Here is a 25229-nt window from a genome sequence, read left to right on the forward strand (position 1 = left end):
TAATATTCTACCGTTTTTAGTATTAAATGCTGTTAAGAAGTGAAATAATTTCAATAAGTTGCAAGATAATCGTGATTTTTTGAAGATAAACGGTATTTTTACTGATTTTCTCGAATCCATTTCACCCATTGCTGAAACAGCTCGGGTTGCAATGCGGCGATGACGGAACGCTTGAATACATGTTCGCCGCTCCAAAAATCGTCGCCTTCCAAAGTGGTCAGGCAGCCGCCGGCTTCTTCAAAAATTAATGCGCCGGCAGCGTAGTCCCACAGCTTTTGTCCGCCATGGATGTAAATATCGTAGCGGCCGCTGGCAAGGTAGCACCAATCGAGCGTGCTGCTGCCCATGCTGCGGATTGTGCCGAATGGGGCAAGGGTATTCATGCGGCTGGCGAGTTTGCCCGAACGCAGGTATTTGATTTCTACGCCGGCAATGGATTCGTTGAGTTTTTTGTTTTCCGAACGCAGCGGCAGCGGCGTGCCGTTGAGAAATGCGCCTTTACCGCGTTCGGCATAGAAACATTCGCCGCTGACCGGATTGTAAATCACGCCCAATTCGGCGTGACCGTTTTTAACCAGCGCGACGGATACGGCAAAATGCGGCAAACCGTTGACGAAGTTGTTTGTGCCGTCGATAGGGTCGACAATCCACAGGCCGTCTGAATGTTCGTTCCACAAACGGGTTTGCTCCTGAACGCTCATCTCCTCGCCCAGCATCGGACAATCCTCCAATAAGGGCAGGGCGGCGGCAAAAGCGGTTTGCGCGGCCAAATCTGCTTCACTCAAAACTGAGCCGTCTTCCTTGCGTCGTGACGGCGTGTTCAGAAAACGCGGCATGACTTCGGTTTGGGCGATGTGGCGGACGACTTTCTGTAAACGATATAGCACGGCGTATCCTTGTTTTTTGCAGTTTTGCGTGACAGTGGATTAAAATTCGGAAAGTTTTCAAATTATAGTGGATGAAATCGAAATCAGGCAGACAAGAGTATGTCGCCGTGTTTCAACTTCGTTCACGAAAGTTCAAATTATATACATGAATAAAGCAGGAAACCATGCCCCGATTTTATGTTGATTTTGCCTTAAGCCCCGACAGCGTGGTCGAATTGCCCGATAATGTGGTGCGCCATCTGAATGTATTGCGCGTGAAAAACACGGAAGAAATCGTGTTGTTCAACGGCAATGGCAAGGCATATCCGGCTTTGCCCGAAGTTTTGGAAAAACGCCGCGCCAGCGTGCGGATTTTGCGGGAAGAGGCAACGGACAACGAATCGCCGCTGAACATTACGTTGGTACAGGCGGTATCCGCCGCCGAGCGCATGGATTTCACTTTGCAGAAAAGCGTGGAGTTGGGCGTGGCAGAAATTCGCCCGGTCATCAGCGAACGCTGTGTCGTCCGCTTGAGCGGCGAACGCGCTGAAAAGCGGGTGGCGCGTTGGCAGGAAATCGTCGTTTCGGCGTGTGAACAAAGCGGCCGCAATATTGTGCCGAAGGTTTTACCGCTGACGACTTATGCACAGGCTCTGCAACAGTTGCCGCAGGAAACGACCAAACTGTTAATGAGTTTGAACCGCGCACAAAAACTGAGCGATATTCGGCCGCAATCCGGCAAAGTCGTGTTTATGGTCGGCCCAGAAGGCGGCTGGACGGAGAAGGAAGAGCAACAGGCATTTGATGCCGGTTTTCAATCCGTTACGCTTGGCAAACGGGTGTTGCGTACCGAAACCGCCTCACTTGCGGCCATTGCCGCCATGCAGACACTTTGGGGCGATTTTGCATAAAGTTCAGGCCGTCTGAAAGCGAGCGTAGCGAGTTTCGCTAAAACGAGCGTAGCAGGTTTATCTAAAACAAGCTGTTGCTTCATGAGATCAAAATGGGAGTTTAAAAAATGTCTTACACCTTTACACTGGCCGAGCACGAGCTGGAAGCGGAATTGAAAAAGCTAATCGTGCAAGAGGCCGATAAGGCCGACGATGTGGATATGGATGATTTCACCGACGATGCACTTTTGTTTGGCGATGGCAGTCCGGTCGGTTTGGATTCGCTTGATGCGCTGCAAATCAGCGTTGCCTTGCAACAGTATTTCCAAGTGCGTCTGCAGGGCGACCGGATGGTGCGCAAACATATGATGTGCGTACGCGATTTGGCGGCGTTTATCCGTGCGGAGCATGGCGCGTGAGTTGGGTTTGCGGTACGGCGGCCACTTCTGCCTTGAATCCGCAAACGGATTTCAGACGACCTGATGCGGTGTCTTATACGTTTTTAAACCAACCGCAGCAGGCTGCTTATTTTCGTGCATTCGCCGGCGACAGTTTGGGGCGGAAGGAATTTGCGGATATCGCCGAACAACATTTGCGCCGAGCCGCCGAAAATGCAGGCTGGCCGTCTGAAAGCTGGCACGATACGCCGGTGTTTATCGGTTCCAGTTCCTATTCCATCTCCGAATATGAAAACCGCCATTTTGCGGGTAATAGGGCGGTAGAGGAACACAATCTGCTTTATCTTGCCGAAGATTTGCGCCGGCGTAGCGGTAATCGGCAGATTTTCAGTTTCGCTACTGCCTGCACTTCATCTGCCCATGCGCTGATTCAGGCGGATAATTGTTTGCGCGGCGGGGCGGAGCGCGCCTTTGTGCTTGGTATTGAAAACCTCAACCGGCTGACTTTGCTGCATTTTCACAGCTTGGGTTTGCTGGCCGAGCAGTATCGGCCTTTTGGCGGAAATGGTTTGATTTTAGGCGAAGGTGTTGCCGCGCTTGCTTTATCTTCCGCTGCTCCCGAATCTTCTTCAGGCCGTCTGAAACTTATCGGACACGCCGCCAATACAGGCAATGACCTGATTCAAAGCGATGGCCAAGCACAAGAGCAGGTGATGCGACGCGCTTTGGGTGTTGCAGGCATCGCTCCTGAAAGCATTGCGGTCGTTAAAACACACGGCATCGGCACGGCTGACAGCGATGCCGCCGAATTGGCCGCACTGGAAAATATATTCGGTACACTGCCCCCTTTGATGGCATTCAAGCCGCAAATCGGACACACGCTTGGCGCAACGGCAGCCCTTGAAACAGCCCTGCTTTTATCCGCTTTAAAACAAGGTGGAAGCAGCGATTATCAGGGGTGGAAAATTCGTTTTTCCGAATGCGCGGCTTCACAAAAAGGCGGTTTTTTTTGTTTGGCCAATCAATTTGGTTTTGGCGGCAGCAACACATCTTTGGTATGGCAATGGCAACCGTAAATTCTAATATCCGTATTACTGCCACTGTGCGTTTTGATACTGACGCCGGCACCAGCGGCAAAATCCTCAAACAAACCTTAAAGCAGCAAAGCGGTATAGATACCCGCCGCCTCAGCCGTTTGAGTTTGATTGCCGCGCTTGGTGCAGGGCAACTGAAGGAACAAAGCGAAATCTGCTCTGATTGCGCTGTTTTTCTCGGTACGCCGTTTTCTTCGCCATCCGTGTTTGAAAAAATGGCAGACAATGTGCTGAACCATCACGCCGCGATGCCGTTTGACTTTATTGCCAACCTGCACAACTCCCCCGTTTTTCATGCCGCGCAAGCTTTAGGCACGCATGGTGCAACTTTGGTCGTTGTTGCCGACAATAATATGGATACTTGCTTTCATCCATTATTACTGGCGATGCAATCTGTGCAAAATGGCGGACAAGCTGCGGTTGGTTGGGCATATGAACATCAAGCAGTCCGTGCCGATACCCATGAAGGCAGTATTTGGATTTTGCTTGAAAACGGTGCAGAGCAGGGTGTTCCCGTTGTGTTGAATGATGAAGGTACTCAGACTGATAGGCCGTCTGAAAAGCCGCAATATTATTGGCAAAATATCGCCGATTGGCTAGAAGCAGTAATGGCGCACGAGGGTAGGGATGTGAAGAAATATACTTTGGCGTGATGGGGAAAATGATTTTAGAGAATGAGTTTGTTTGTTGAAGTAAATAGGTTATAAGCCATTAAAAAGGCCGTCTGAAAATATTTTCAGACGGCCTTTTGTATAAAAACCAATCAACGAGACATCTCACCTTGAATAGCGCGGATATTCGCTTGACGGGCGTTGATGGTACGGGTCAGTTGTTGGATTTTAATTTGATCGCCTTTTTGTTTGGCCGCATTCAGCTGTGTTTGAAGGCGGATGATAGCGGTCTGTTCGTTGCGAATTTCCCCTTGTAATACCTGTTTACGTGTTTCTTTAGGTTTGGGTTGTGGTGCAGCAATGGTTGCAGGAATGGTACGAATCGGTGCTTTGCGGCGGATGTCTTGCTGGCTATTTTGCTTGGCCTGGCGTTTCTGTATGCTGTTGCGTAGGAGGATATTCAGACGCGGATTAGCAGCTGCGGCAGTATTGGTAACGCCACCGATCGGACCATTTAGCAGAATTTTGATGTCGTTATCGACATCTTTATCGCTGAAGAGTGCATCAGTGGTTGGTCCATATGCTTTGGGCAATGGGGTTTTGGTAGGCTTCGTTGGAGTTGCTGCCGCTGGTATGGGTTCGGTCGGCTTGACCGAGTCTGTCAGTGCGAAAATCTCGGTTGTAGATCCTGTTAATATATTGGTTTTGTCGGACGATGCAGAAGAGTTTTCAGCGTTAAGTGGTTTGGTTACTGTTTTTTTAATATTGGTTGTGCGGTTTATCGATGTTTTGGAAACAGTTTGTTCTGTGTGTGTAACTTCAGTTTTGGCCGGTTCTTCGGCCGTTGTACTTTTTGCTGTCTTGTTGTCCAATGGCTCCAAATCTAGAGAATGATTCAGGAATTGGGTGGTGGTAGCTTGGTCAGTGTGCACGTTCGGGGCGGCGAGAGTTTGGGTAGATGTCTGCTCAGTATGAGGAGAGAAAAAGCTATCCGATCTATGACTTTCCTGAGGGGTAGTTTGTGTCTGAGCGATAGGTGCAGAGGGGTATATTTGAACAACAGGTGTGGTATTGAATATGGCGAAAGTATTAACGGGATATTGCTTGGTTTCAACAGGAGCTATTGCCGTTTGTGTTTCTATAACAGGAACATAGTGATCAGCTGTTGATCTAGTAGTTTTTTGGTTTGTTACTCCTGTTTTATCGAAAATGTTCTGTGTTCCAACCAATTTCGGATCTGTTTGTTGCTCTGTAAGAGTCGAATTCAAATTTAGCTGCTCAGCGTTTGTTTGAAATACATTTGTTTCTACTGGACTGTACGAATCGGTAACGCGGCAGGTATTGTTGATCTGGTGTGAGGTATAAACGGTGATGCCTTCAACATTGCAGACATACTCGGCAGCATTAGCGGCGGCGGGGAGGGTCAGGCTGAGGGCAATGGCGGTTTTGCAGAAAAACGGTTTCATAAAGGCAATAGAATCAGGTTGTTTGTTTAAAGTGTAATTATACTATGTACACTGTCAGCATCCGCCAACTTATTTTTAGGCAGTGTAAAACTGTGGCTGAAAGGTTGAAAATTGGAATAAAAGGTTTTAGGCCGTCTGAAACTTGTCATATAGAGTTTCAGACGGCCTTTGCTGTCATGGCGGATTAAGCGTTCAACAGACTTTCGTCCAATGTCAGCTCGTCGTTTTTATTGACGGCGACTTTGCGTGCCAAAACGTTTTGGGCGATTTCGTGTGCTTCGGCAAGCGAGTGCATCAGGTAAGTACCGCATTGGTATTCGTTCAGCTCGGGGATTTTGCTTTGGTCTTGAACGGTCAAAACATCCTGCATTGAAGCAAGCCATGCGTCGGCTACTTTTTGCTCGTCAGGCGTGCCGATGAGGCTCATGTAGAAACCGGTACGGCAGCCCATTGGGGAAATATCGATGATTTCAACGCCGTTGCCGTTTAAGTGGTCACGCATAAAGCCTGCGAACAGGTGCTCCAGCGTGTGAATGCCTTTTTCAGGCAGGATTTCTTTGTTGGGAATGCAGAAACGCAGGTCAAACACGGTAATGGTGTCGCCTTTGGGCGTGGTCATGGTTTTTGCCACGCGTACGGCAGGGGCATGCATACGGGTGTGGTCAACTTTGAAACTGTCTAGTAGGGGCATTTGGGTGTCCTTTGAGGTAAATAGATTTTTAGCTAGGGATATTTGAAGACTGAATCACAATTCCGCAATCTCAACTGCTTCGCCCGAAGCCGCGCTCAGTGCTTCGTTTAAAACGTCGTAGAAATCGCGGCTGTCGCGTGTTGCCAGCCATTTGCCGTTTTGCTCGGCGAAATGGTAGCCGCCGCTTTTGGCGGCAATCCACAATTCTTGGTTGGGCGTGTGGCGGTTGACGATGATTTGCGTGCCGTCTTCGGCTTCGATGGTCAGTACGTTTCCGGCAAACTGGCAGTCGAAATCCCAGCCGTTTTCGTCGATTTGGTCTTCGATGTGTTCGAACAATTCTTCGCTCATGCGGATGAATTCGCTTTCGGTCATCATGGCTTTTTGTGTGGTTTTTGTTTAAGATACCGAATCTTGCCACATTCGTAATGATGAAGAAAGTTTTACTGATGAAATACGGCGTATTTTTTGCAGCGGCAACGGCTCTGCTGCTTTCTGCCTGCGGTTACAAAGGCGATCTCTACCTGCCCAAAGAAGGCGACAAGGCGCGCTTCGGCGTGATTCAGACCGGCTTGAAATTCGATACGGCTAAAGAGCCGACCACTCAAACTAACGATTAAAAAAGACTTCATAAACATGACCTTATCCTGCGAACAAATCCCTTATTCCCACCTTGCAGAGGAATTCGGCACGCCGCTTTATGTGTACAGCAAATCTGCGCTGACCGAGGCGTTTGAAAACTACCAAACCGCATTTGCCGCTTTAAATCCGCTTGTCTGCTATGCAGTGAAAGCGAATGGCAACCTGAGCATCATCAAGCACTTTGCTTCTTTGGGGAGTGGTTTTGACATTGTGTCCGGCGGCGAGTTGGCGCGTGTTTTAGCGGCAGGAGGCGATGCGGCGAAAACGATTTTTTCCGGTGTGGGCAAGAGTGAAGCAGAAATTGAATTCGCACTGAATGCAGGCGTGAAATGCTTCAATATGGAGAGCATTCCCGAAATCGACCGTATTCAGAAAGTTGCCGCGCGTTTGGGTAAGGTCGCTCCGGTTTCCCTGCGCGTTAACCCCGATGTCGATGCCAAAACCCACCCTTATATCTCCACCGGTTTGAAAGCCAATAAATTCGGTATTGCTTATGCCGATGCGCTTGAGGCCTATCGTCATGCTTCCCGACAAAGCCATTTGAAAATCGTCGGTATCGACTGTCATATCGGCTCGCAACTGACCGACCTCAGCCCGCTGGTCGAAGCCTGCGAACGTATCTTGGCCTTGGTCGACCAACTGGCAGACGAAGGCATTGTGTTGGAACACTTGGACTTGGGCGGCGGTGTCGGTATTGTTTACCAAGACGAAAATGTGCCTGATTTGGGTGCGTATGCCCAAGCCGTTCAAAAACTGATGGGTACACGCCGTCTGAAACTGGTCCTCGAGCCAGGTCGTAGTTTGGTTGGCAATGCAGGTGCGTTGTTGACGCGCGTTGAATTTGTCAAACATGGCGAAGAGAAAAACTTTGTGATGGTCGATGCGGCGATGAACGATTTGATGCGTCCGGCGCTTTATGATGCCTATCATCACATCGAAGCGGTCGAAACCAAAGACATTGAGCCTTTGACGGCCAATATCGTTGGCCCGATTTGCGAAACCGGCGACTTTCTCGGCAAAGACCGCACCATCGCCTGCGAAGAAGGAGATTTGCTGCTTATCCGCAGCGCCGGTGCGTATGGCTCAAGCATGGCGAGTAACTACAACACGCGCAACCGTGCGGCGGAAGTATTGGTTGACGGCAGCGGATACAAACTTATCCGCCAACGTGAAACCGTCGAGCAGCAAATGGCCAACGAATTGGCTTGTTTGTAAGGTTTGATTGTTTAAAAGGCCGTCTGAAAGCTTGATTGACTTTCAGACGGCCTTTGTTATGAAAGAAAAGGGCATGTATCAAACACGCCCTTTTTTAGCTAATCAATAATGCGGCGGAATCTCGTCGCGTAGGCTGTACGGTTCGCGTTCGCCGTTTGCGCCTTTGTCCTGCATCCGTTGATACAGAAGCCGTAGCTGGCCTTGTTGCAAATCCAAAGCCTGCTGCATCTTGGCGATGGTGTCGTTCAGGCTGCCGATTAAATCTTCCTGCAAGGCCGTCTGAATTTCCAGCTCCGTGACGCGGTGTTCCAATTCCTGAATATCGCTCATATTACAGCACCATCGCGGCAATCCAGCCGGCAGCCATCAGCGGGATATTGTAGTGGATAAAAGTCGGGATAACCGAATCGCGGATGTGGTCGTGTTGACCGTCGGCGTTCAGACCCATGGTCGGGCCGAGCGTCGAGTCGGAAGCAGGGGAGCCTGCATCGCCCAGCGCACCAGCCGTGCCGACGATGGCCACGGTAGCCATTGGGGAGAAGCCCAAGCTGATGCACAAAGGCACATAAATTGCGGTAATAATCGGCAAAGTGGAGAAAGACGAACCGATGCCCATGGTTACCAGCAGGCCGACAAACAGCATGGTAAAGGCGGCCATGCCTTTATTGCTTCCGAACAAAGCCATGCTGCGTTCGACCAAAGGCTGAATGTCACCGGTCGCGTTCATGACGGCGGCGAAACCTTGTGCCGCAATCATAATAAAGCCGACCATGGCCATCATTTTGATGCCTTCGCCGAACACATCGCTGGCGGCGGAACGGTTCATCACGCCCAACATCATAAACACGGCAAAGCCCAACATCGCGCCCAATACCAATGAGTTTTCATACAAAAGCTGAATGGCAAAGCACACGGCAATCGCTACGGCCGCCACCAAGCTGCGATAGGTTGACGGCTCTTGCTGCTGCACCGCTTCACGATTGTCTTCCGTATCGGCGGCGTTGTTTTGATAAATGCGCGGCTTGCGGTAGTGCAAAAAGGCCAGCAGTAAGCCGGACACCATGCCCAAAGCCGGAATCGCCATTGCGTGCATCACATTGATGTTGCCGGTGTCCATGCCTGCCGAGCGGATATTGCCCAACATGATGTCGTTCAAGAAGATGGCGCCGAAACCGTAAGGCAGGAACATATAAGTCGTTACCAAGCCAAACGTAATCACGCAGGCCACCAGGCGGCGGTCGAGTTTCAAACGGTTGAACACCAACAGCAGCGGCGGAATAATCATCGGGATAAACGCAATATGAATCGGCACAACGTTTTGGCTCATCACGCCCATGCACAAAATAATCGCCAGCAGCATCCATTTGACCGCGCCTTCGCCTTTCGCATTGCCTTCGCCGCCGTTGAGCTTGCGGATAATCACGCCGGCGAGCTGTTGCGGCAGGCCGGAATGCGTGATGGCCATGGCAAATGCGCCGAGCATGGCATAAGACAGCGCGATTTGCGCCCCGCCTTTCAGGCCTTCGTTAAAAACAGGAATAATCCCTTGCTGCACCACATCGCCGGCCGCGTTGGTTACATTCTCCAAAGGCATACCGGCCACCAAGCCGCCGACAAACGCGCCGACAGCCAAGCTGAGCACCACATGCACGCGCGATAAAGACAGCGCCAGCATGATGATGACCGCAATTACAACCGCATTCATATCGTTCTCCGTTGTTTCAGACGGCCTGTTATGTAAAAACAGGCAATCGTCTGTTTACATATTACAAATAAACATCATAACCCAAGCATGAAGCCTTTGCAAAAAACGGCAGGCCGTCTGAAAACCAAATAATCGGCTTTCAGACGGCCTGAAGTGATTTCTTGTTTCATGTTTTAATATGGTATGCGGTTTATCGCCGAGATGAATATATTCAAAAATAGCCAAAAAACACGCGCTTCCTATTCTTTGCATAGGGTACCAATGTTAAAATCGACACAATGCCCCGGTTTCAGATTTGTCACTGAAATTAAAGCATTTATTGCTAAAACCTAATTCAATCATACACAAACAAAGGAAAGAAGTGATGGATATTCTGACGCGGCTGCACAATCTGCCGCCCTCCCGCTTTCATTACAAACTTCTGGTTTTGGTCGGCATAGGTTGGCTGTTTGATGCCATGGATACAGGCTTGGTGTCGTTTGTATTGCCGGCTTTGGGCAAAGATTGGGCGCTGGCTCCGGCGCAGTTGGGTTGGATTGTCAGCATTGCCTTTGTCGGCATGGCTCTGGGTGCGGTATTCAGCGGCTGGCTGGCGGACAGGTTCGGACGGAAAACCGTTTTTGCCGGCACGATGGTGGTGTACAGCATTGCCACAGGTTTGTGCGCGCTTGCGCCTGATTTGACGGTTTTGTTGGTGTGCCGCTTTTTTGTCGGCGTCGGCTTGGGCGGCCAACTGCCCGTCGCCGTGTCGCTGGTCAGCGAATATGCACCGCCGAAAGTACGCGGCCGTTTTATTGTATTACTGGAAAGCTTTTGGGGCTTGGGCTGGCTTTCGGCCGCGCTGGTGTCTTATTTCTTTATTCCGCAAACCGGCTGGCACAGCGCATTTTTATTCGGCGCCTTGCCCCTGTTTTATGTGCCGTTGGTGTTGAAATTCGTTCCCGAATCCGTGCCTTACCTGCTTTCCCGCGGCAAAACCGATGAAGCGCACCGTTTGGTATCTGCGCTGGAAATTCAGTCGGGCATCACGCCGCCGACACAAGCCGTTGCCGCACCGGCCGCCCCGCGCGAACGCATCCGCTTCGTCCAACTTTGGCAACATCCGTTTGCACGGCGCACGCTGATGCTGTGGCTGGTTTGGTTCGGCATTGTGTTTTCGTATTACGGCATTTTTACTTGGTTGCCCAAATTGCTGGTCGAGCAGGGCAATACCGTGGTCAAAACCTTTGAATATGTGCTGGTGATGATTGTTGCGCAACTGCCCGGCTATATTGCCGCCGCGGCTTTGGTGGAGATAATCGGCCGTAAAGCAACGCTGGCAGGCTTTCTGGCCGTTTGTGCCGCGTGCGCATGGTTTTTCGGGCAAAGCACGACTGCGGCCGAAGTCATGATCTGGGGCAGCCTGATGTCCTTCTTCAACTTGGGCGCATGGGGCGTTTTGTACACCTACACCCCCGAGCTCTACCCCTTGCGCTTCCGTGCCTTCGCATCCGGCTGGGCAGGTGCCATCGGCCGCGTCGGCGGCATACTCGCGCCTATGGTGGTGGCGGCGATGGTGGGCAACAGCGGCGGCTTCGGCAATATCTTTATGATGTTTGCGCTGGTTATGCTGCTGATTGTGGCGGTAATCTTGGTATTGGGTGAGGAAACCAAAGGCCGTACGCTGGAAGACATCAGCCAATAAAAGATAGACATGAAAAAAGCCGTCTGAAAAATATTTTCAGACGGCCTTTTTCATTTATGTTTGTAATTTTAATACATCGATTTTCTGTTTTTATCTTAATTATCGAGGAAAGCGACGAAGAATAACCGTCTTTGTTTTTGTCTAGATAAAAATATTATACTTCAAAGAATTAAAATGAATAAACGATAAAATAGCCGTCTGAAAAGTTCAATCATGGTTTGTGATGTAGGTCAAAGCAAAATGTAACTAAACTACCTATAGTTATCGTAGTGAAAATTTATTGACCTTATTGCCACCTTTTATTAAGGAGATACACCATGAACGCATCAGCCGACAACGTCGTCAGCCCAGCCGTAGCCGAGGTAAACAGCCTGGTTGAAAAGGGTTTACGGGCGTTGGATGAGTTTCTTAAGTTGGATCAGGAGCAGATTGACTTTATTGTTGCCAAAGCCTCCATTGCCGCGCTGGACAAACATGGTGTGCTCGCCATGCACGCGGTGGAAGAAACGGGACGCGGCGTGTTTGAGGATAAGGCGACGAAAAACCTGTTTGCTTGCGAAAACGTCGTGCGCCGCCTGCGCGATTTGAAAACCGTGGGCGTCATCAGCGAAAACGATGTAACCGGTATTACTGAAATTGCCGATCCGGTCGGCGTGGTTTGCGGTATTGTGCCGACAACCAATCCGACTTCCACCGCCATTTTCAAATCTTTGATTGCGCTGAAAACCCGCAATCCGATTATTTTCTCGTTCCACCCGTCCGCCCAACAGTGTTCCGCCCATGCAGCGCGTATTGTGCGCGATGCGGCGATCGCGGCCGGTGCGCCGGAAAACTGTATTCAGTGGATTGAAAAGCCGTCTATGGAAGGCACTTCCGCGCTGATGAAGCATCCGGGCGTGGCAACGATTTTGGCGACCGGCGGCAATGCAATGGTGGAAGCCGCGTATTCTTGCGGCAAACCTGCGCTCGGCGTCGGGGCGGGCAACGTACCTGCTTATGTTGAAAAAACGGCGGACATCAAACAGGTGGCACACGATATTGTGATGTCAAAATCTTTCGACAACGGCATGGTGTGCGCCAGCGAGCAAGCGGTGATTGCCGATAAAGAGATTTACAAAGAGTTGGCCGAAGAGTTCAAATCTTACGGCGTGTACTTTGCCAACAAAAAAGAAAAAGCCATGCTCGAAGAATTTATCTTCGGCGTAACGGCGAATTGCGCCAGCTGCGGCGGGGCGAAACTCAATTCTGCGGTAGTGGGCAAACCGGCGGCATGGATTGCCGAACAGGCTGGGTTTAAAGTGCCTGAAAAAACCAATATCATCATCGCCGAATGCCGCGAAGTCGGCCCGAACGAGCCGCTGACCCGCGAAAAACTTTCGCCTGTTTTGGCCATGATTAAGGCAGATTCGACCGAACAAGGTTTGAAGTTTGCCGAAGAAATGGTTGCCTTTGACGGCTTGGGACACTCCGCCGCCATCCATACCGCCGACGAAGAATTGGTCAAAACGTTCGGCTCCCGCGTCAAAGCGCTGCGCGTGATTTGGAATTCGCCTTCCACCTTCGGTGGCATCGGCGACGTGTACAACGCCTTCCTGCCTTCTCTGACCCTCGGTTGCGGCTCTTACGGTAAAAACGCCGTCGGCGGCAACGTCAGCGCAGTCAATCTGTTAAACATCAAAAAAGTAGGCCGTCGGAGAAACAACATGCAATGGTTCAAAGTGCCCGCCAAAATCTATTTTGAACGCGATTCCATCCAATATCTGCAAGACATGAAAGACTGCGAAAAAGTCATGATTGTGACCGACCGTTCGATGGTTGATTTGGGCTTTGTCGATAAAATCACCCACCAACTGCATCAACGCAAAAACAAAGTGACCATCCAGCTGTTTACCGACGTCGAAGCCGATCCGAGCGTCCAAACCGTCTATAAAGGCACCGATTTGATGCGCAGCTTCCAACCCGACACCATCATCGCACTGGGCGGCGGTTCGCCAATGGACGCGGCCAAAGCCATGTGGCTCTTCTATGAGCAGCCGCAAGTCGATTTTGAAGATTTGGTGCAAAAATTCATGGACATCCGCAAACGCGCGTTCCGCTTCCCTGAATTGGGTCGTAAAGCCAAATTTATCGGCATCCCCACCACGTCGGGTACCGGCTCCGAAGTAACACCGTTTACCGTCATCAGCGACGGCGACAAAAAATATCCGATTGCCGACTACTCGCTGACACCGACCATTTCGATTGTCGATCCTGCGTTTACCATGACTGTGCCGGCAGGCGTAACCGCCGATACCGGTTTGGACGTACTGACCCACGCCGTAGAAGCATACGTTTCCGTACTGGCAAACGACTTTACAGACGGCCTTGCCCTGCAAGCCATTAAGCTCGTGTTCCAATACCTCGAACGCTCCTACAAACACGGTGCGGCCGATCCAGAAGCGCGCGAGCATATGCACAATGCCTCCACCATCGCAGGCATGGCGTTTGCCAATGCGTTCTTGGGCATAAACCACTCGATGGCACACAAAATCGGCGGCAAATATCATGTTCCGCACGGCCGTGCCAACGCCATCTTGTTGCCGCACGTCATCCGCTACAACGGCACGCGTCCGCAGAAAACCGCCACTTGGCCGAAGTACAACTACTACAAAGCCGACCTGAAATATCAGGAAATCGCCCGTACTTTAGGCCTGCCGTGCAGCACACCGGCAGAAGGCGTCGAATCCTTCGCCCGAGCCTGCCATGAGCTGGCGGTCAACGTCGGCATCAAAATGTCGTTGAAAGAGCAGGGAATCGATGAGAAAACCTTCCTCGACGGCAGAAAAGAGCTGGCCATGATGTCTTTTGAAGACCAATGCACCCCGGCCAACCCACGCCTCGCGATAGTGGCCGATATGGAAGAAATCCTGACCAAAGCCTACTACGGCGAATAAAATCGGGCAGTTAAAAAGGCCGTCTGAAACCTGAATATAGGGTTTCAGACGGCCTTTCTTTATTCGGCTAAACCTTGTTTTTATCAAAGCTAAGGTTTTCATTTGAATACGATAGTCCAAAAAATATCTTTATAACTTTGATTTAATGGTAAACCTTACGTTTAAATGAAATAAAGGTTGGAATTGAAAGCCAAAATAAAAGGCCGTCTGAAACTTGGTTTTCAGACGGCCTTTATCCGTATGGCTAAACCTTAAAAGCGGCTTAGACGACGATATTCACCAAGCGTCTGGGAACGACGATGATTTTCTTCGCAGGCTTGCCTTCCATGAATTTCACTGCGCCTTCGTTGGCAAGGGCGGCGGCTTCGAGGTCGGCTTTGGATGCGTCGGCGGCAACGGTGATTTTGCCGCGCAGTTTGCCGTTGACTTGAACCATCACTTCGATTTCGGATTTGACCAAGGCGGCTTCATCGACTGTCGGCCAGCCTGCTTCCCACAGTTTTGCGCCGTTCAATTCGCTCCACAGGGTTTCGCAGATGTGCGGCACGATGGGCCACAACAGGCGTACGGCAGCTTCCAATACTTCTTGGGCGACGGCGCGGCCTTGTTCGCCGCTAGTGTCGGTTTTGTCGTATTGGTTGAGCAGTTCCATCACGGCGGCGATGGCGGTGTTGAACTGCTGGCGGCGGCCGTAGTCGTCGCTGACTTTGGCGATGGTGGAATGCAGTTTGTGGCGCAGGTCTTTGAGTTCTTTAGACAAACCGTCTTGGCTGCCTGCAAACGCTTTGACCGCGCCGCCTTGTTTCAGGTATTCGTAAACGGTGCGCCACAGGCGGCGCAGGAAGCGGTGCGCGCCTTCGACGCCGCTGTCGCTCCATTCGAGGGACTGTTCGGGCGGTGCGGCGAACATCATGAACAGGCGGGCGGTGTCCGCGCCGTAGGCGTTAATCAGTTCTTGCGGATCGACGCCGTTGTTTTTGGACTTGGACATTTTTTCCGTGCCGCTGATGACGACGGGCAGGCCGTCGGCTTTGAGGACGGCGGAAACGGGGCGGCCTTTGTCGTCGAAAGTCAATTCGACATCGGCGGGATTGATCCAGTCTTTGCCGCCGTTGGCGTTTTCACGGTAGTAGGTTTCGCAGACGACCATGCCTTGAGTGAGCAGGCGTTCAAACGGTTCGTCAACATTGACCAAACCTTCGTCGCGCATCAGTTTGGTGAAGAAGCGCGCGTACAAGAGGTGCAAAATTGCGTGTTCGATACCGCCGATGTATTGGTCGACCGAGCCCCAGTATTTCGCGGCTTCAGCCGATACCATGCCTTCTGCGAACTTGGGCGACATGTAACGGAAGAAATACCAGCTCGATTCCATGAAGGTGTCCATGGTGTCGGTTTCGCGTTTCGCCGCGCCGCCGCAGCATGGGCAGGTGGTTTCGTAAAACTCGGGCATTTTTGCCAGTGGTGAACCCATGCCGTCGGGTACGACGTTTTCGGGCAAAACGACGGGCAGTTGGTCGGCTGGGACGGGGACGTCGCCGCATTTTTCGCAATGGACGATGGGAATCGGGCAGCCCCAGTAGCGCTGGCGCGAAATACCCCAGTCGCGCAGGCGGTATTGGGTTTTCGGTTCGCCTGCGTCTTGGCTTTGCAGCTTGGCGGCGATGGCGTCGAAGGCCGTCTGAAAATTCATGCCGTCCAAGTCGCCGCTGTTGACCAATACGCCGTTTTCTTTGTCGGCATACCATTCTTGCCATTGGTTTGCGTCGAATGCGTTGTCGCCGACGGCAATGACTTGTTTTTTAGGCAGATTGTATTTGGTGGCAAACTCGAAATCGCGTTCGTCGTGCGCCGGCACCGCCATCACTGCGCCGTCGCCGTAGCCCCACAATACATAGTTGGCAATCCACACTTCCAGCTTGTCGCCGTTAAGCGGGTTGACGACGTAGCGGCCGGTCGGCACGCCTTTTTTCTCCATCGTAGCCATATCGGCTTCGGCAACGGAGCCGGCTTTGCATTCGGCGATAAATGCCTGCAATTCGGGTTTGTCGGCAGCTGCGGCGGTTGCCAGCGGATGTTCGGCGGCAACGGCAACATAAGTCGCGCCCATCAGCGTGTCGGGACGGGTGGTATAAACTTGCAGGAATTTCGCGTAATCGCCTTCCAAGCCTTGTTTGCTGTCGTCTGAAACGGCGAAGCGCACGGTCATACCGCGTGATTTGCCGATCCAGTTGCGCTGCATGGTTTTGACCTGTTCCGGCCAGTGTTCCAGCTTGTCCAAATCGTTGAGCAGCTCTTCGGCGTAATCCGTGATTTTGAAGTAATACATCGGGATTTCGCGTTTTTCGATCAACGCGCCCGAACGCCAGCCGCGCCCATCGATGACTTGCTCGTTGGCAAGGACGGTTTGGTCGACAGGGTCCCAGTTTACCGTGCCGTTTTTGCGATACACGATGCCTTTTTCAAACAGCTTGGTAAACAGCCATTGTTCCCAGCGGTAGTATTCGGGTTTGCAGGTGGCGACTTCGCGCTCCCAGTCAATCGCAAAACCCAGGCTTTTGAGCTGGGTTTTCATGTATTCGATGTTGTCGTAAGTCCATGCGGCGGGGGCGACGTTGTTTTTCATCGCCGCATTTTCCGCAGGCATACCGAACGCGTCCCAACCCATAGGCTGCATGACGTTGAAGCCGTTTAAGAGTTTGAAGCGGCTCAATACGTCGCCGATGGTGTAGTTGCGCACATGCCCCATGTGCAGCTTGCCGCTGGGATAGGGGAACATGGAAAGGCAGTAGTATTTGGGTTTGGAAGCGTCTTCGGAGACGTTGAAAATACGGGCGTCATCCCATTTTTTCTGCGCCGCAGGCTCGATGGCGGCGGGTTGATATTGTTCTTGCATGATGTTTTGCTTTATACAAAAGGCGTTGGAAAATAAAATCAAACGCAGATTATAGCGGATTCAGAAGCGGATTGCTTGTGTCGTAACATCATGTCAAACCGCTTTGGCATTGTTGTTTCCCGTTTGTTTTGACGTGGAAGAACGCAAACAATCAAAAGGCCGTCTGAAAACAGGGTTTCAGACGGCCTGAGTATGAAACGGTTAACGGTAAGTCTGGCAGCGGTCATCATCAGCATCAGGCATAAAAAGGAAGCAATTTTTTGTATCATGGAAGAAAACCTTTCTAATACAAAACAGCGATATAGAGTCAAATCTTCTTTCACTTTAAGGCCATCATCATGCTTTGACAAGGCGAGGGAGGCCGTCTGAAACAAAATTTTCAGACGGCCTTAAAAATATCGACTTGAGTTTTTTGCCTTTCGCCCACATATCCGACCCAGTTCAAACTTATTCAAAACACTATCAAATTATGAGTACCCAAGATTATTACGAAACCCTTGGTGTTGCCCGCAGCGCTAGCGACGATGAAATCAAAAAAGCCTACCGCAAGCTGGCAATGAAATACCATCCAGACCGCAACCCTGACGACAAAGAAGCGGAAGAAAAATTTAAAGAAGTCCAAAAAGCTTACGACACCTTGTCTGACAAGGAAAAACGTACCATGTACGACCAATACGGCCATGCCGCGTTTGAACAGGGCGCAGGTGCGGGCGGGTTCGGTGGCTTTGGCGGTTTCGGCGGCCAAGGCGGATTCGGTGGTGCGCAAGGCTTCGATTTTTCCGATATTTTCAGCCAAATGTTCGGCGGTGGCGGCAGCGCAGGTGGCCGTCAGCCGGATTACAGCGGCGCGGACTTGCAGGTTGGCATAGAGATTTCGCTTGAAGAAGCCGCCAAAGGCGTGAAAAAACGCATCAACATTCCGACTTACGAAGAATGTGATGTCTGCCACGGCTCAGGTGCCAAACCGGGCACATCCGCATCGACTTGTTCGACCTGTCACGGCTCAGGTACGGTACACGTCCGCCAAGCCATTTTCCAAATGCAGCAGACTTGTCCGACTTGTCACGGCACAGGCAAAGAAATCAAAGATCCTTGCGTCAAATGCCGTGGCGAAGGCCGCACCAAAACCAGCAAAACGGTTGAAGTCAACATTCCGGCAGGCATCGACGACGGTCAACGCATCCGCTTGAGCGGCGAGGGCGAGCCGGGTCAACACGGCGCACCGGCAGGCGATTTGTACGTCAATGTCCGCGTAAGACAGCACAAAATCTTCGAGCGCAACGGCTTGGACCTGCATTGCGAACTGCCGATCAGCTTTGCCATTGCCGCATTGGGCGGCGAAGTCGAAGTGCCGACTTTGGACGGCAAAGTCAAACTGCACATTCCGAAAGAAACGCAAACCGGCCGCCGTATGCGCGTAAAAGGCAAAGGCATCAAGTCTCTGCGTTCCAGCTCGACCGGCGATTTGTACTGCCACATTTTGGTTGAAACACCGGTTAACCTGACCGACCGTCAGAAAGAGTTGCTGGAAGAATTTGAAAAAATCTCCTCCGGCCTTGACCTCAGCCAAACCCCGCGCAAAAAATCGTTTTGGGAAAAAGTAGGAGATTTGTTCTCCGATAATTAATCGCTGTAGAAAGGCCGTCTGAAACATGTTTACATTGGGTTTCAGACGGCCTTTTGTTTTTCTTTTTGTTGCTTCAAGCCATGGTTTGCCTTATAATTCGCGCCTCACTCTTACGGGAGTAGCCATTCGGCGCAATGCCGAAACCGTTGTCAACATAATCGGCTTGTGCGGCCGTGGCAGCGGTATCTTCTCTGCTTTATCGGAAGACAGGCAAGACGTAAGCGTTGTCCATACCCTTGCGGGCGGTATGCACAGCGCTTTTTGTTTGCCCGCTTTTCGGTTGAGTATCTTAAATCATGGAAGCTTTTTTCTCCTCGACGCTGGGCGTTGCCATTGCCGAAATCGGCGATAAGACGCAATTGCTCGCGCTCTTTTTGGCAGCACGTTTTGCCCACAAAAACGCGATTGTTGCCGGTATCTTTATTGCAACCCTGTTGAACCATCTTGTTTCAGCCGCACTCGGTGTCTGGCTGGCATCCGCTATTTCGCCCGAAGTCATGAAATGGGTGGTCGGCGGCAGTTTTATTGCGGTTGGATTATGGCTGCTGTTGCCGGATAAAGACGAAGACCCTGACGGCAAGTGGCTGAAATACGGCGCATTTACGGCGACGGTTGTCCTGTTTTTCTTGGCTGAAATCGGCGATAAAACGCAAATTGCGACGGTTCTTTTGGCGGCAAAATACCAATCTATCCTGCTGGTCGTGGTCGGCAGTATTGCCGGTTTGATGATTGCTTCTGTGCCTGCCGTGTATTTGGGCGAAATGCTGATGCGTAAAATTCCGGCCAAAGCAGTGCGCATTGCCGCATGTATCTTGTTCTGCCTGCTGGGTATTTTGACCCTGCTTGGCGACAGTATTGTGTTGAAGGCCGTCTGAAATGTGGGACATTGTTTTTGAACACAAAGATTTTGTGGTCATCAATAAGCCTTGCGGCGTATCGGTGCACAGCGAATCGGAAGGGAATGTTTGCCTGACTGCTTCGCTGGCGCAACAGCTCGGCGTTGAGCGCGTGTGGCTGGTTCACCGTTTGGACAAAGCCACCAGCGGCCTGTTGCTGTTTGCGCTCAACCGCGACAGCGCGACGGCTTTGTCGGCGCAATTTGCCGAGAAAACCATGCGTAAAACTTATTTGGCACTCGGTACGCACAAGCCGGCGAAAAAGCAGGGTTGGGTGAAAGGCAGTATGGCGCGTTCGCGGCGCGGTACATGGAAGCTGACGCGAGACGAGGATAATTTTGCCGTTACCCGTTTCAGCAGCCAAAGCCTGAAGCCCGGTTTGCGCCTGTTTGTGTTGCAACCGTTTACCGGCAAAACCCATCAGCTGCGCGTGGCCATGAAAAGCATAGGCAGTCCGATTTTGGGCGATACGCTGTATGGCGGCGATGAGGCGGGACATCTGTTTCTGCACGCTTGGCGTTTGGTTTTCGACTATCGCGGCGAGCATTTCGATATTCGGGTTGCGCCTGATAAAACATGGCCGTCTGAAATCGATTTGTCGGCGTGTTTAGGTTCGGATGAATCCGAATAGAAGCAGTGAGATTTTTGTGTATATTAAAAAAAGGCCGTCTGAAATTGTTCAGACGGCCTTTTGATTGTTTCAAGTTTACATTTCCAATTCGCTCAAACCCGGCAAGTCGGCAAAACAGCGGTCATGCGTGATTTGGCAGAAGTTGTCCAGATAGCCTTTGTTGGCATCTTCCGTACGAATGGCGGCATAAAGTTTGCTTTGTAGGCCGTCTGAAGTGATTTTGCGGTGGACGACGTAGCCTTTTTCCAAATACGGCATGACCGTCCAATAGGGCAGGGCGGCGATGCCGCGTTTGCTGGCAACCAGCTGGATAATGGCAATGGTCAGCTCGCTATGGCGGCGTGGCGGATTAATGCCTTTGGGCAGCAGCACTTTTTTGGGCAAATCCAGCATTTCGTCGGGGACGGGATAAGTGATCAAGGTTTCGTCGATAAAGTCTTCGGCTTCCCAAATGTCTTTGTCGGCAAGCGGGTGGTCTTCTGCGCAGATGCCGACCATTTCATAGGCAAACAGGGGGCGGTAGCTGATGCCGTTGAGCGGCTCGGCTTCGGAAACGATGGCAAGGTCGGCGCGGTGTTGCAGCAGCAGCCCGACCGGATCGGCTTGGAAACCGGAAACGATGTCTAATTCAACTTGCGGCCATAAGGGGCGGAACTCGCCCATGGCAGGCATCAGCCAGTCAAAGCAGGTGTGGCATTCGACGGCAAGCCTGAGTTCGCCGGCTTCGCCTTCAATAATCCGCACCAAATCACGTTCGGCGGCGGCAACCTGCGGCAACAGCTCGCGTGCCAGTTGCAATAGGCGCATACCGGCCGGAGTGAAGCGCAGTGGTGTGGATTTGCGTTCAAACAACGGCGTTTCGTAATAATTTTCCAAGGCGCGGATTTGGTGCGACAGGGCGGATTGGGTCAGGAAAACCCGTTTGGCGGCAAGGGAAACGCTGCCGGTTTCTTCTAAAGCCAGCAAGGTTTTGAGATGACGCAATTCGATAATAGAGTCCATATGTTTTCAGACGGCCTGTGGGTAAGGTGGTGTATATTAAAATAATTCATAATGATGTGCAATTGATTAATGTTGGGAATGATTGCTGAAATCGGAATGTAAGAATTTGAGGCATAAACAGATTTTGCGGTTAGAATGCGAAGCTGTTTTTGAAGATAGATATAAGGAGCGGAATATGGCTTTACGCCGCGAAATTCTGGCTTGGTGCGATGAGACATTGCAGGTCGGGCTGTTTAAGGACTATGCGCCCAACGGTTTGCAGGTCGAAGGCAAAGAAGAAATTGCCAAAATCGCCACTTCGGTTACCGCCAGCAAAGCTGCAATCGATTTTGCCGTAGAGCAGGGGGCGGATATGCTTTTGGTTCACCACGGCATGTTTTGGAAAAGCGAGCCTGTCACGATTACCGGTTGGAAAAAAGCACGCATTGAAACCTTGCTGCAACACCAAATCAATATGGCGGGCTACCACCTGCCGCTGGATGCGCACCCTCAACTAGGCAATAACGCACAGTTGGCCGAGAAACTCGATTGGGTACTCGAAAAACAATTCGGCGAGCAAAATCTGTTGAATACAGGCCGTCTGAAAACCACGCAAACATTGGCGCAGTTGTCTGAACGCATTGAGGCGGTGTTCGGCCGCAAACCGACCGTTATCGGCGATTTTGAACGCGAAATCAAACGTATTGCCTGGTGCAGCGGCGGTGCGCAGGGATTTTTTCAGATGGCCGTAGACGAAGGTGTCGATGCGTATCTGACAGGTGAGATTTCCGAAGCGCAATATCATCTTGCCAATGAGACAGGTGTAGCGTTTATTAGCGCCGGTCACCACGCGACAGAACGTTACGGCGTACGCGCCTTAGGCGATGCCGTGGCAGAAAAATTTGGTATCAAAGTAGTTCACTTTGATGAAAACAATCCTGCTTGAGTATTGAGAAATATCATAAAACTTTACCTTATTTTAAATAATGCTTTGAGTATTACAACAAACTAGGTAGAATTACGCTGTTTAATGGCTCGGTATTCCCAAAATTTTAGGACGACTGAATAATGGATAATCAAGAAATCAACAACGGTCGCCGCCGTTTCCTGACACTGGCTACTTGCGGTGCAGGCGGTGTGGCGGCTCTGGGCGTAGCTACGCCTTTCGTGGCCAGCTTCTTCCCATCGGAGAAAGCTAAGGCTGCCGGTGCTGCTGTCGAAGTAGATGTCAGCAAAATCGAAGCAGGCCAAATGCTGACTGCCGAATGGCAGGGCAAACCGATTTGGCTGGTCAACCGCACAGATCAACAGCTCAAAGACTTGAAAAGTTTGGATGGCGCAGTTGTCGATCCCAATTCCGAAGTGGATCAGCAACCGGAATACGCTAAAAACGAGACCCGTTCGATCAAGCCGAACCTCCTCGTCGCTATCGGTATCTGTACCCACCTGGGTTGCTCTCCGACTTACCGTCCCGATATTGCTCCCGCCGACTTGGGCGCAGACTGGAAAGGCGGTTTCTTCTGCCCTTGCCACGGTTCGAAATTCGACATTGCAGGCCGAGTATACAAAGGTGTTCCTGCACCGACCAACTTGGTTGTACCGCCTTACAAATATCTGAGCGATACGACTGTTTTGGTGGGCGAAGACTAAAAATAAGGAACGATAATTATGGCAAACCAAACCAATAGCAAAGCAAAAGCATTGTTAGGCTGGATGGACGATCGCTTCCCTCTGTCTAAAATGTGGAATGAGCATTTGGCTCAATACTATGCGCCGAAGAACTTCAACTTCTGGTATTACTTCGGCTCTTTGGCTCTGCTCGTCCTGGTAATTCAAATCGTCAGCGGTATTTTCCTGACCATGAACTACAAACCGGACGGCAACCTTAACGCCTACCATCTGCCTGCTGCCTTTACCGCAGTAGAGTACATCATGCGCGACGTGTCCGGCGGCTGGATTATCCGCTACATGCACTCCACCGGCGCATCTTTCTTCTTCATTGTCGTTTATCTGCACATGTTCCGTGGTCTGATTTACGGTTCATACAAAAAACCTCGTGAATTGGTGTGGATTTTCGGTTCCCTGATTTTCTTGGCATTGATGGCAGAAGCCTTTATGGGTTACCTGTTGCCTTGGGGTCAAATGTCCTTCTGGGGTGCGCAGGTAATTATTAACCTGTTCTCCGCCATCCCTGTTATCGGTCCTGATTTGTCCACCTGGATCCGCGGTGACTTCAACGTTTCCGACGTTACTTTGAACCGCTTCTTCGCCCTGCACGTTATCGCTGTACCTCTGGTATTGCTCGGCTTGGTTGTGGCTCACATCATCGCCCTGCACGAAGTGGGTTCTAACAACCCTGATGGCGTTGAAATCAAGAAAAACAAAGACGAAAACGGTATTCCACGCGATGGTATCCCATTCCATCCTTACTATACCGTTAAAGACATCTTGGGCGTTGTTGTATTCCTGATTGTCTTCTGTTCTGTGTTGTTCTTTGCACCTGAAGGCGGCGGCTACTTCTTGGAAGCGCCAAACTTCGATGCAGCAAATGCGTTGAAAACACCTCCGCACATTGCGCCGGTATGGTACTTCACTCCGTTCTACGCAATTTTGCGTGCGATTCCTTCGATGGCAGGTACTCAGGTATGGGGTGTAATCGGCATGGGTGCAGCAGTTGTGTTGATTGCCTTGTTGCCTTGGCTGGATAAGTCACCTGTAAAATCTGTTCGTTACCGCAACAACTCTTTCAAAGTAATGTTGGCGTTGTTTGTTGTATCTTTTATCGGCTTGGGAATTTTGGGTGCATTGGTAGCAGATGATACTCGTACAGCTTTTGCTCGTGCATTCAGTTCATTCTATTTCTTGTTCTTCATCGGTATGCCTTTGCATACAAATCCTAAATGGTTGGCTGAAAAAGCTGGTGGTATTAAATATTTAATTAGTCTGTTTGTTTATGCAGCTTTAATTATTTATAACCTGTATTTAGTTGCAGTCTTGCCAAATTACATCGTTAAGGCGTTCGTTTTGGCTTACACTGTTTTCTTTGCAGCTATTCCATTCCTGAATGCGTTTAATAGCGAAAAAGCTACGCCTGAACGCGTAACCATGAGCACTACTAAACAAAAAATTATGTTCTTTGTTTACATCGGTATTACCGTTGTCGGTGCTTACTTGTTTGCAACCAATATCTGATGAGGGCAGCGAAAATGAAACAAACTCTGAAAAACTGGTTTGCTGCCTTATTGCTGGCAGTACCTATGAGTGCAGCCGTCGCCAGCGGCGGCGGACACTACGAAAAAGTCGATATCGACCTGCGTGACCAAGTCAGCCTGCAGCATGGTGCGCAAATCTTTACAAACTACTGTTTGTCTTGTCACTCTGCAAGCGGTATGCGCTTCAACCGTCTGAAAGACATCGGTTTGACTGAAGATGAAATCAAGAAAAACCTGATGTTTACAACAGACAACGTTGGTGATGTCATGGTAGCGGCAATGGATCCGAAAGATGCCTCCAAATGGTTGGGTGCGCCTCCACCGGATTTGACCCTGATCGCCCGTTCTAAAGGCGCAGACTACCTGTACGCCTATATGCGCGGCTTCTATAAAGACCCAACTCGTCCGACCGGTTGGAACAATACTGTTTTGGCCGGTGCGAGTATGCCTCACCCACTGTGGGAACAACAAGGTGTTCAGGCTGTTGAGTTGGATGCCAAAGGTCAGCCCGTTATGATTAAGGACGAGCATGGCAACCTGACTCCTAAGCTGTATTGGGAATCTACCGGTCTGCACAGCCGTCGCCTGCCTAACGGTAAAGTGATCCAAAAAGAGTACGATACTTATGTACGCGATTTGGTGAACTACTTGGTGTACATGGGTGAGCCTGCTCAGTTGCAACGCCACCGCATCGGCTACATGGTTCTGGCATTCCTGTTTGCGGTAATGCTGCCATTGGCTTACTTCCTGAAAAAAGAATTCTGGAAAGACGTTCACTAATTCTTTTGAATCAA

Annotated in this window: 23 protein-coding genes; 15 read left to right on the top strand and 8 right to left on the bottom strand. The window is 50.8% G+C overall.

Going from position 1 to position 25229, the window contains the following annotated elements:
* Positions 1-98 precede the first annotated feature (98 nt).
* On the bottom strand, positions 99-887 hold the full coding sequence (locus tag ACTHRE_RS05205) for an inositol monophosphatase family protein (RefSeq protein ID WP_003684681.1): 789 nt from the start codon (positions 885-887) through the stop codon (positions 99-101).
* A gap of 164 nt (positions 888-1051) precedes the next feature.
* On the opposite strand from ACTHRE_RS05205, the gene ACTHRE_RS05210 reads away from it, so the two are divergent.
* From ACTHRE_RS05210 to ACTHRE_RS05225, 4 genes are all read left to right on the top strand, one after another.
* The gene (locus tag ACTHRE_RS05210; protein WP_377072627.1) at positions 1052-1777 is read left to right on the top strand and encodes a 16S rRNA (uracil(1498)-N(3))-methyltransferase; all 726 of its coding nucleotides are present in this window, start codon (positions 1052-1054) and stop codon (positions 1775-1777) included.
* 107 nt (positions 1778-1884) lie between these two features.
* On the top strand, positions 1885-2175 hold the full coding sequence (locus ACTHRE_RS05215) for an acyl carrier protein (RefSeq protein WP_063068421.1): 291 nt from the start codon (positions 1885-1887) through the stop codon (positions 2173-2175).
* Positions 2172-3230 (top strand): beta-ketoacyl synthase N-terminal-like domain-containing protein, encoded by a 1059-nt coding sequence (locus ACTHRE_RS05220; protein WP_070645622.1) that lies wholly within the window; start codon positions 2172-2174, stop codon positions 3228-3230. The genes ACTHRE_RS05215 and ACTHRE_RS05220 overlap by 4 nt, the downstream gene beginning before the upstream one ends.
* A complete protein-coding gene (locus ACTHRE_RS05225; RefSeq protein WP_377072625.1) occupies positions 3212-3901 on the top strand; it encodes a hypothetical protein in 690 nt (229 codons plus the stop codon). The genes ACTHRE_RS05220 and ACTHRE_RS05225 overlap by 19 nt, the downstream gene beginning before the upstream one ends.
* Positions 3902-4011: 110 nt before the next feature.
* On the opposite strand, the gene ACTHRE_RS05230 is transcribed toward ACTHRE_RS05225, so the two are convergent.
* From ACTHRE_RS05230 to cyaY, 3 genes are all read right to left on the bottom strand, one after another.
* Complete coding sequence (locus tag ACTHRE_RS05230; protein WP_070645620.1) at positions 4012-5325, bottom strand: hypothetical protein; 1314 nt, start codon at positions 5323-5325, stop codon at positions 4012-4014.
* A 184-nt stretch (positions 5326-5509) separates the two neighbouring features.
* Positions 5510-6016, bottom strand: coding sequence for an S-ribosylhomocysteine lyase (gene luxS / locus ACTHRE_RS05235; protein ID WP_377072623.1), 507 nt, complete (start codon positions 6014-6016; stop codon positions 5510-5512).
* Between the two features lie 54 nt (positions 6017-6070).
* Positions 6071-6394 carry an iron donor protein CyaY gene (cyaY, locus tag ACTHRE_RS05240; RefSeq protein ID WP_070585221.1) on the bottom strand — a complete coding sequence of 108 codons (324 nt, stop codon included), beginning with the start codon at positions 6392-6394 and terminating at the stop codon, positions 6071-6073.
* A 50-nt stretch (positions 6395-6444) separates the two neighbouring features.
* Here cyaY and lptM point away from each other — a divergent pair, with 50 nt between their 5' ends.
* Positions 6445-6636: an LPS translocon maturation chaperone LptM gene (lptM, locus tag ACTHRE_RS05245; protein WP_003684659.1), complete on the top strand. Its 192-nt coding sequence runs from the start codon at positions 6445-6447 to the stop codon at positions 6634-6636.
* 16 nt (positions 6637-6652) lie between these two features.
* Positions 6653-7873 (top strand): diaminopimelate decarboxylase, encoded by a 1221-nt coding sequence (gene lysA, locus ACTHRE_RS05250; protein ID WP_377072621.1) that lies wholly within the window; start codon positions 6653-6655, stop codon positions 7871-7873.
* A 102-nt stretch (positions 7874-7975) separates the two neighbouring features.
* Here lysA and ACTHRE_RS05255 read toward each other — a convergent pair whose 3' ends face one another.
* Positions 7976-8203 carry a SlyX family protein gene (locus tag ACTHRE_RS05255; RefSeq protein WP_004518924.1) on the bottom strand — a complete coding sequence of 76 codons (228 nt, stop codon included), beginning with the start codon at positions 8201-8203 and terminating at the stop codon, positions 7976-7978.
* A 1-nt stretch (position 8204) separates the two neighbouring features.
* The gene (locus ACTHRE_RS05260; RefSeq protein ID WP_377072619.1) at positions 8205-9578 is read right to left on the bottom strand and encodes a Na+/H+ antiporter family protein; all 1374 of its coding nucleotides are present in this window, start codon (positions 9576-9578) and stop codon (positions 8205-8207) included.
* A 364-nt stretch (positions 9579-9942) separates the two neighbouring features.
* Between ACTHRE_RS05260 and ACTHRE_RS05265 the strand changes: the two genes are divergently transcribed.
* The gene (locus ACTHRE_RS05265; protein ID WP_377072617.1) at positions 9943-11262 is read left to right on the top strand and encodes an MFS transporter; all 1320 of its coding nucleotides are present in this window, start codon (positions 9943-9945) and stop codon (positions 11260-11262) included.
* 317 nt (positions 11263-11579) lie between these two features.
* On the top strand, positions 11580-14195 hold the full coding sequence (gene adhE / locus ACTHRE_RS05270) for a bifunctional acetaldehyde-CoA/alcohol dehydrogenase (RefSeq protein WP_377072615.1): 2616 nt from the start codon (positions 11580-11582) through the stop codon (positions 14193-14195).
* 262 nt (positions 14196-14457) lie between these two features.
* Here adhE and leuS read toward each other — a convergent pair whose 3' ends face one another.
* Positions 14458-17088 (bottom strand): leucine--tRNA ligase, encoded by a 2631-nt coding sequence (gene leuS, locus ACTHRE_RS05275; protein ID WP_377072613.1) that lies wholly within the window; start codon positions 17086-17088, stop codon positions 14458-14460.
* A gap of 469 nt (positions 17089-17557) precedes the next feature.
* Between leuS and dnaJ the strand changes: the two genes are divergently transcribed.
* From dnaJ to ACTHRE_RS05290, 3 genes are all read left to right on the top strand, one after another.
* The gene (dnaJ, locus tag ACTHRE_RS05280; protein ID WP_107868007.1) at positions 17558-18715 is read left to right on the top strand and encodes a molecular chaperone DnaJ; all 1158 of its coding nucleotides are present in this window, start codon (positions 17558-17560) and stop codon (positions 18713-18715) included.
* Positions 18716-19011: 296 nt separating this feature from the next.
* A complete protein-coding gene (locus ACTHRE_RS05285; RefSeq protein WP_070843317.1) occupies positions 19012-19590 on the top strand; it encodes a TMEM165/GDT1 family protein in 579 nt (192 codons plus the stop codon).
* A 1-nt stretch (position 19591) separates the two neighbouring features.
* Entirely contained in the window at positions 19592-20242 is a 651-nt protein-coding gene (locus tag ACTHRE_RS05290) for a TIGR01621 family pseudouridine synthase (protein ID WP_293203811.1), read from the top strand.
* A gap of 75 nt (positions 20243-20317) precedes the next feature.
* Here the strand turns inward: ACTHRE_RS05290 and ACTHRE_RS05295 are convergent, their stop codons facing one another.
* Positions 20318-21244, bottom strand: a complete 927-nt coding sequence (locus ACTHRE_RS05295) for a LysR family transcriptional regulator (protein ID WP_070504237.1) — start codon at positions 21242-21244, stop codon at positions 20318-20320.
* 175 nt (positions 21245-21419) lie between these two features.
* Here ACTHRE_RS05295 and ACTHRE_RS05300 point away from each other — a divergent pair, with 175 nt between their 5' ends.
* The 4 genes from ACTHRE_RS05300 to ACTHRE_RS05315 all read left to right on the top strand — a co-directional run bounded on the left by ACTHRE_RS05300 (position 21420) and on the right by ACTHRE_RS05315 (position 25215).
* A complete protein-coding gene (locus ACTHRE_RS05300; RefSeq protein WP_377072609.1) occupies positions 21420-22169 on the top strand; it encodes a Nif3-like dinuclear metal center hexameric protein in 750 nt (249 codons plus the stop codon).
* Positions 22170-22291: 122 nt separating this feature from the next.
* Positions 22292-22873: a ubiquinol-cytochrome c reductase iron-sulfur subunit gene (petA, locus tag ACTHRE_RS05305; RefSeq protein WP_070459589.1), complete on the top strand. Its 582-nt coding sequence runs from the start codon at positions 22292-22294 to the stop codon at positions 22871-22873.
* Positions 22874-22891: 18 nt separating this feature from the next.
* Positions 22892-24415, top strand: a complete 1524-nt coding sequence (locus ACTHRE_RS05310) for a cytochrome b (RefSeq protein WP_168167158.1) — start codon at positions 22892-22894, stop codon at positions 24413-24415.
* Between the two features lie 14 nt (positions 24416-24429).
* Positions 24430-25215, top strand: a complete 786-nt coding sequence (locus ACTHRE_RS05315; RefSeq protein ID WP_039864285.1) for a cytochrome c1 — start codon at positions 24430-24432, stop codon at positions 25213-25215.
* The last annotated feature ends 14 nt before the right edge of the window (positions 25216-25229 follow it).

Origin of the sequence: Neisseria sp. P0001.S007 (assembly GCF_051963655.1) — a bacterium.
Classification (GTDB): domain Bacteria; phylum Pseudomonadota; class Gammaproteobacteria; order Burkholderiales; family Neisseriaceae; genus Neisseria; species Neisseria subflava_A.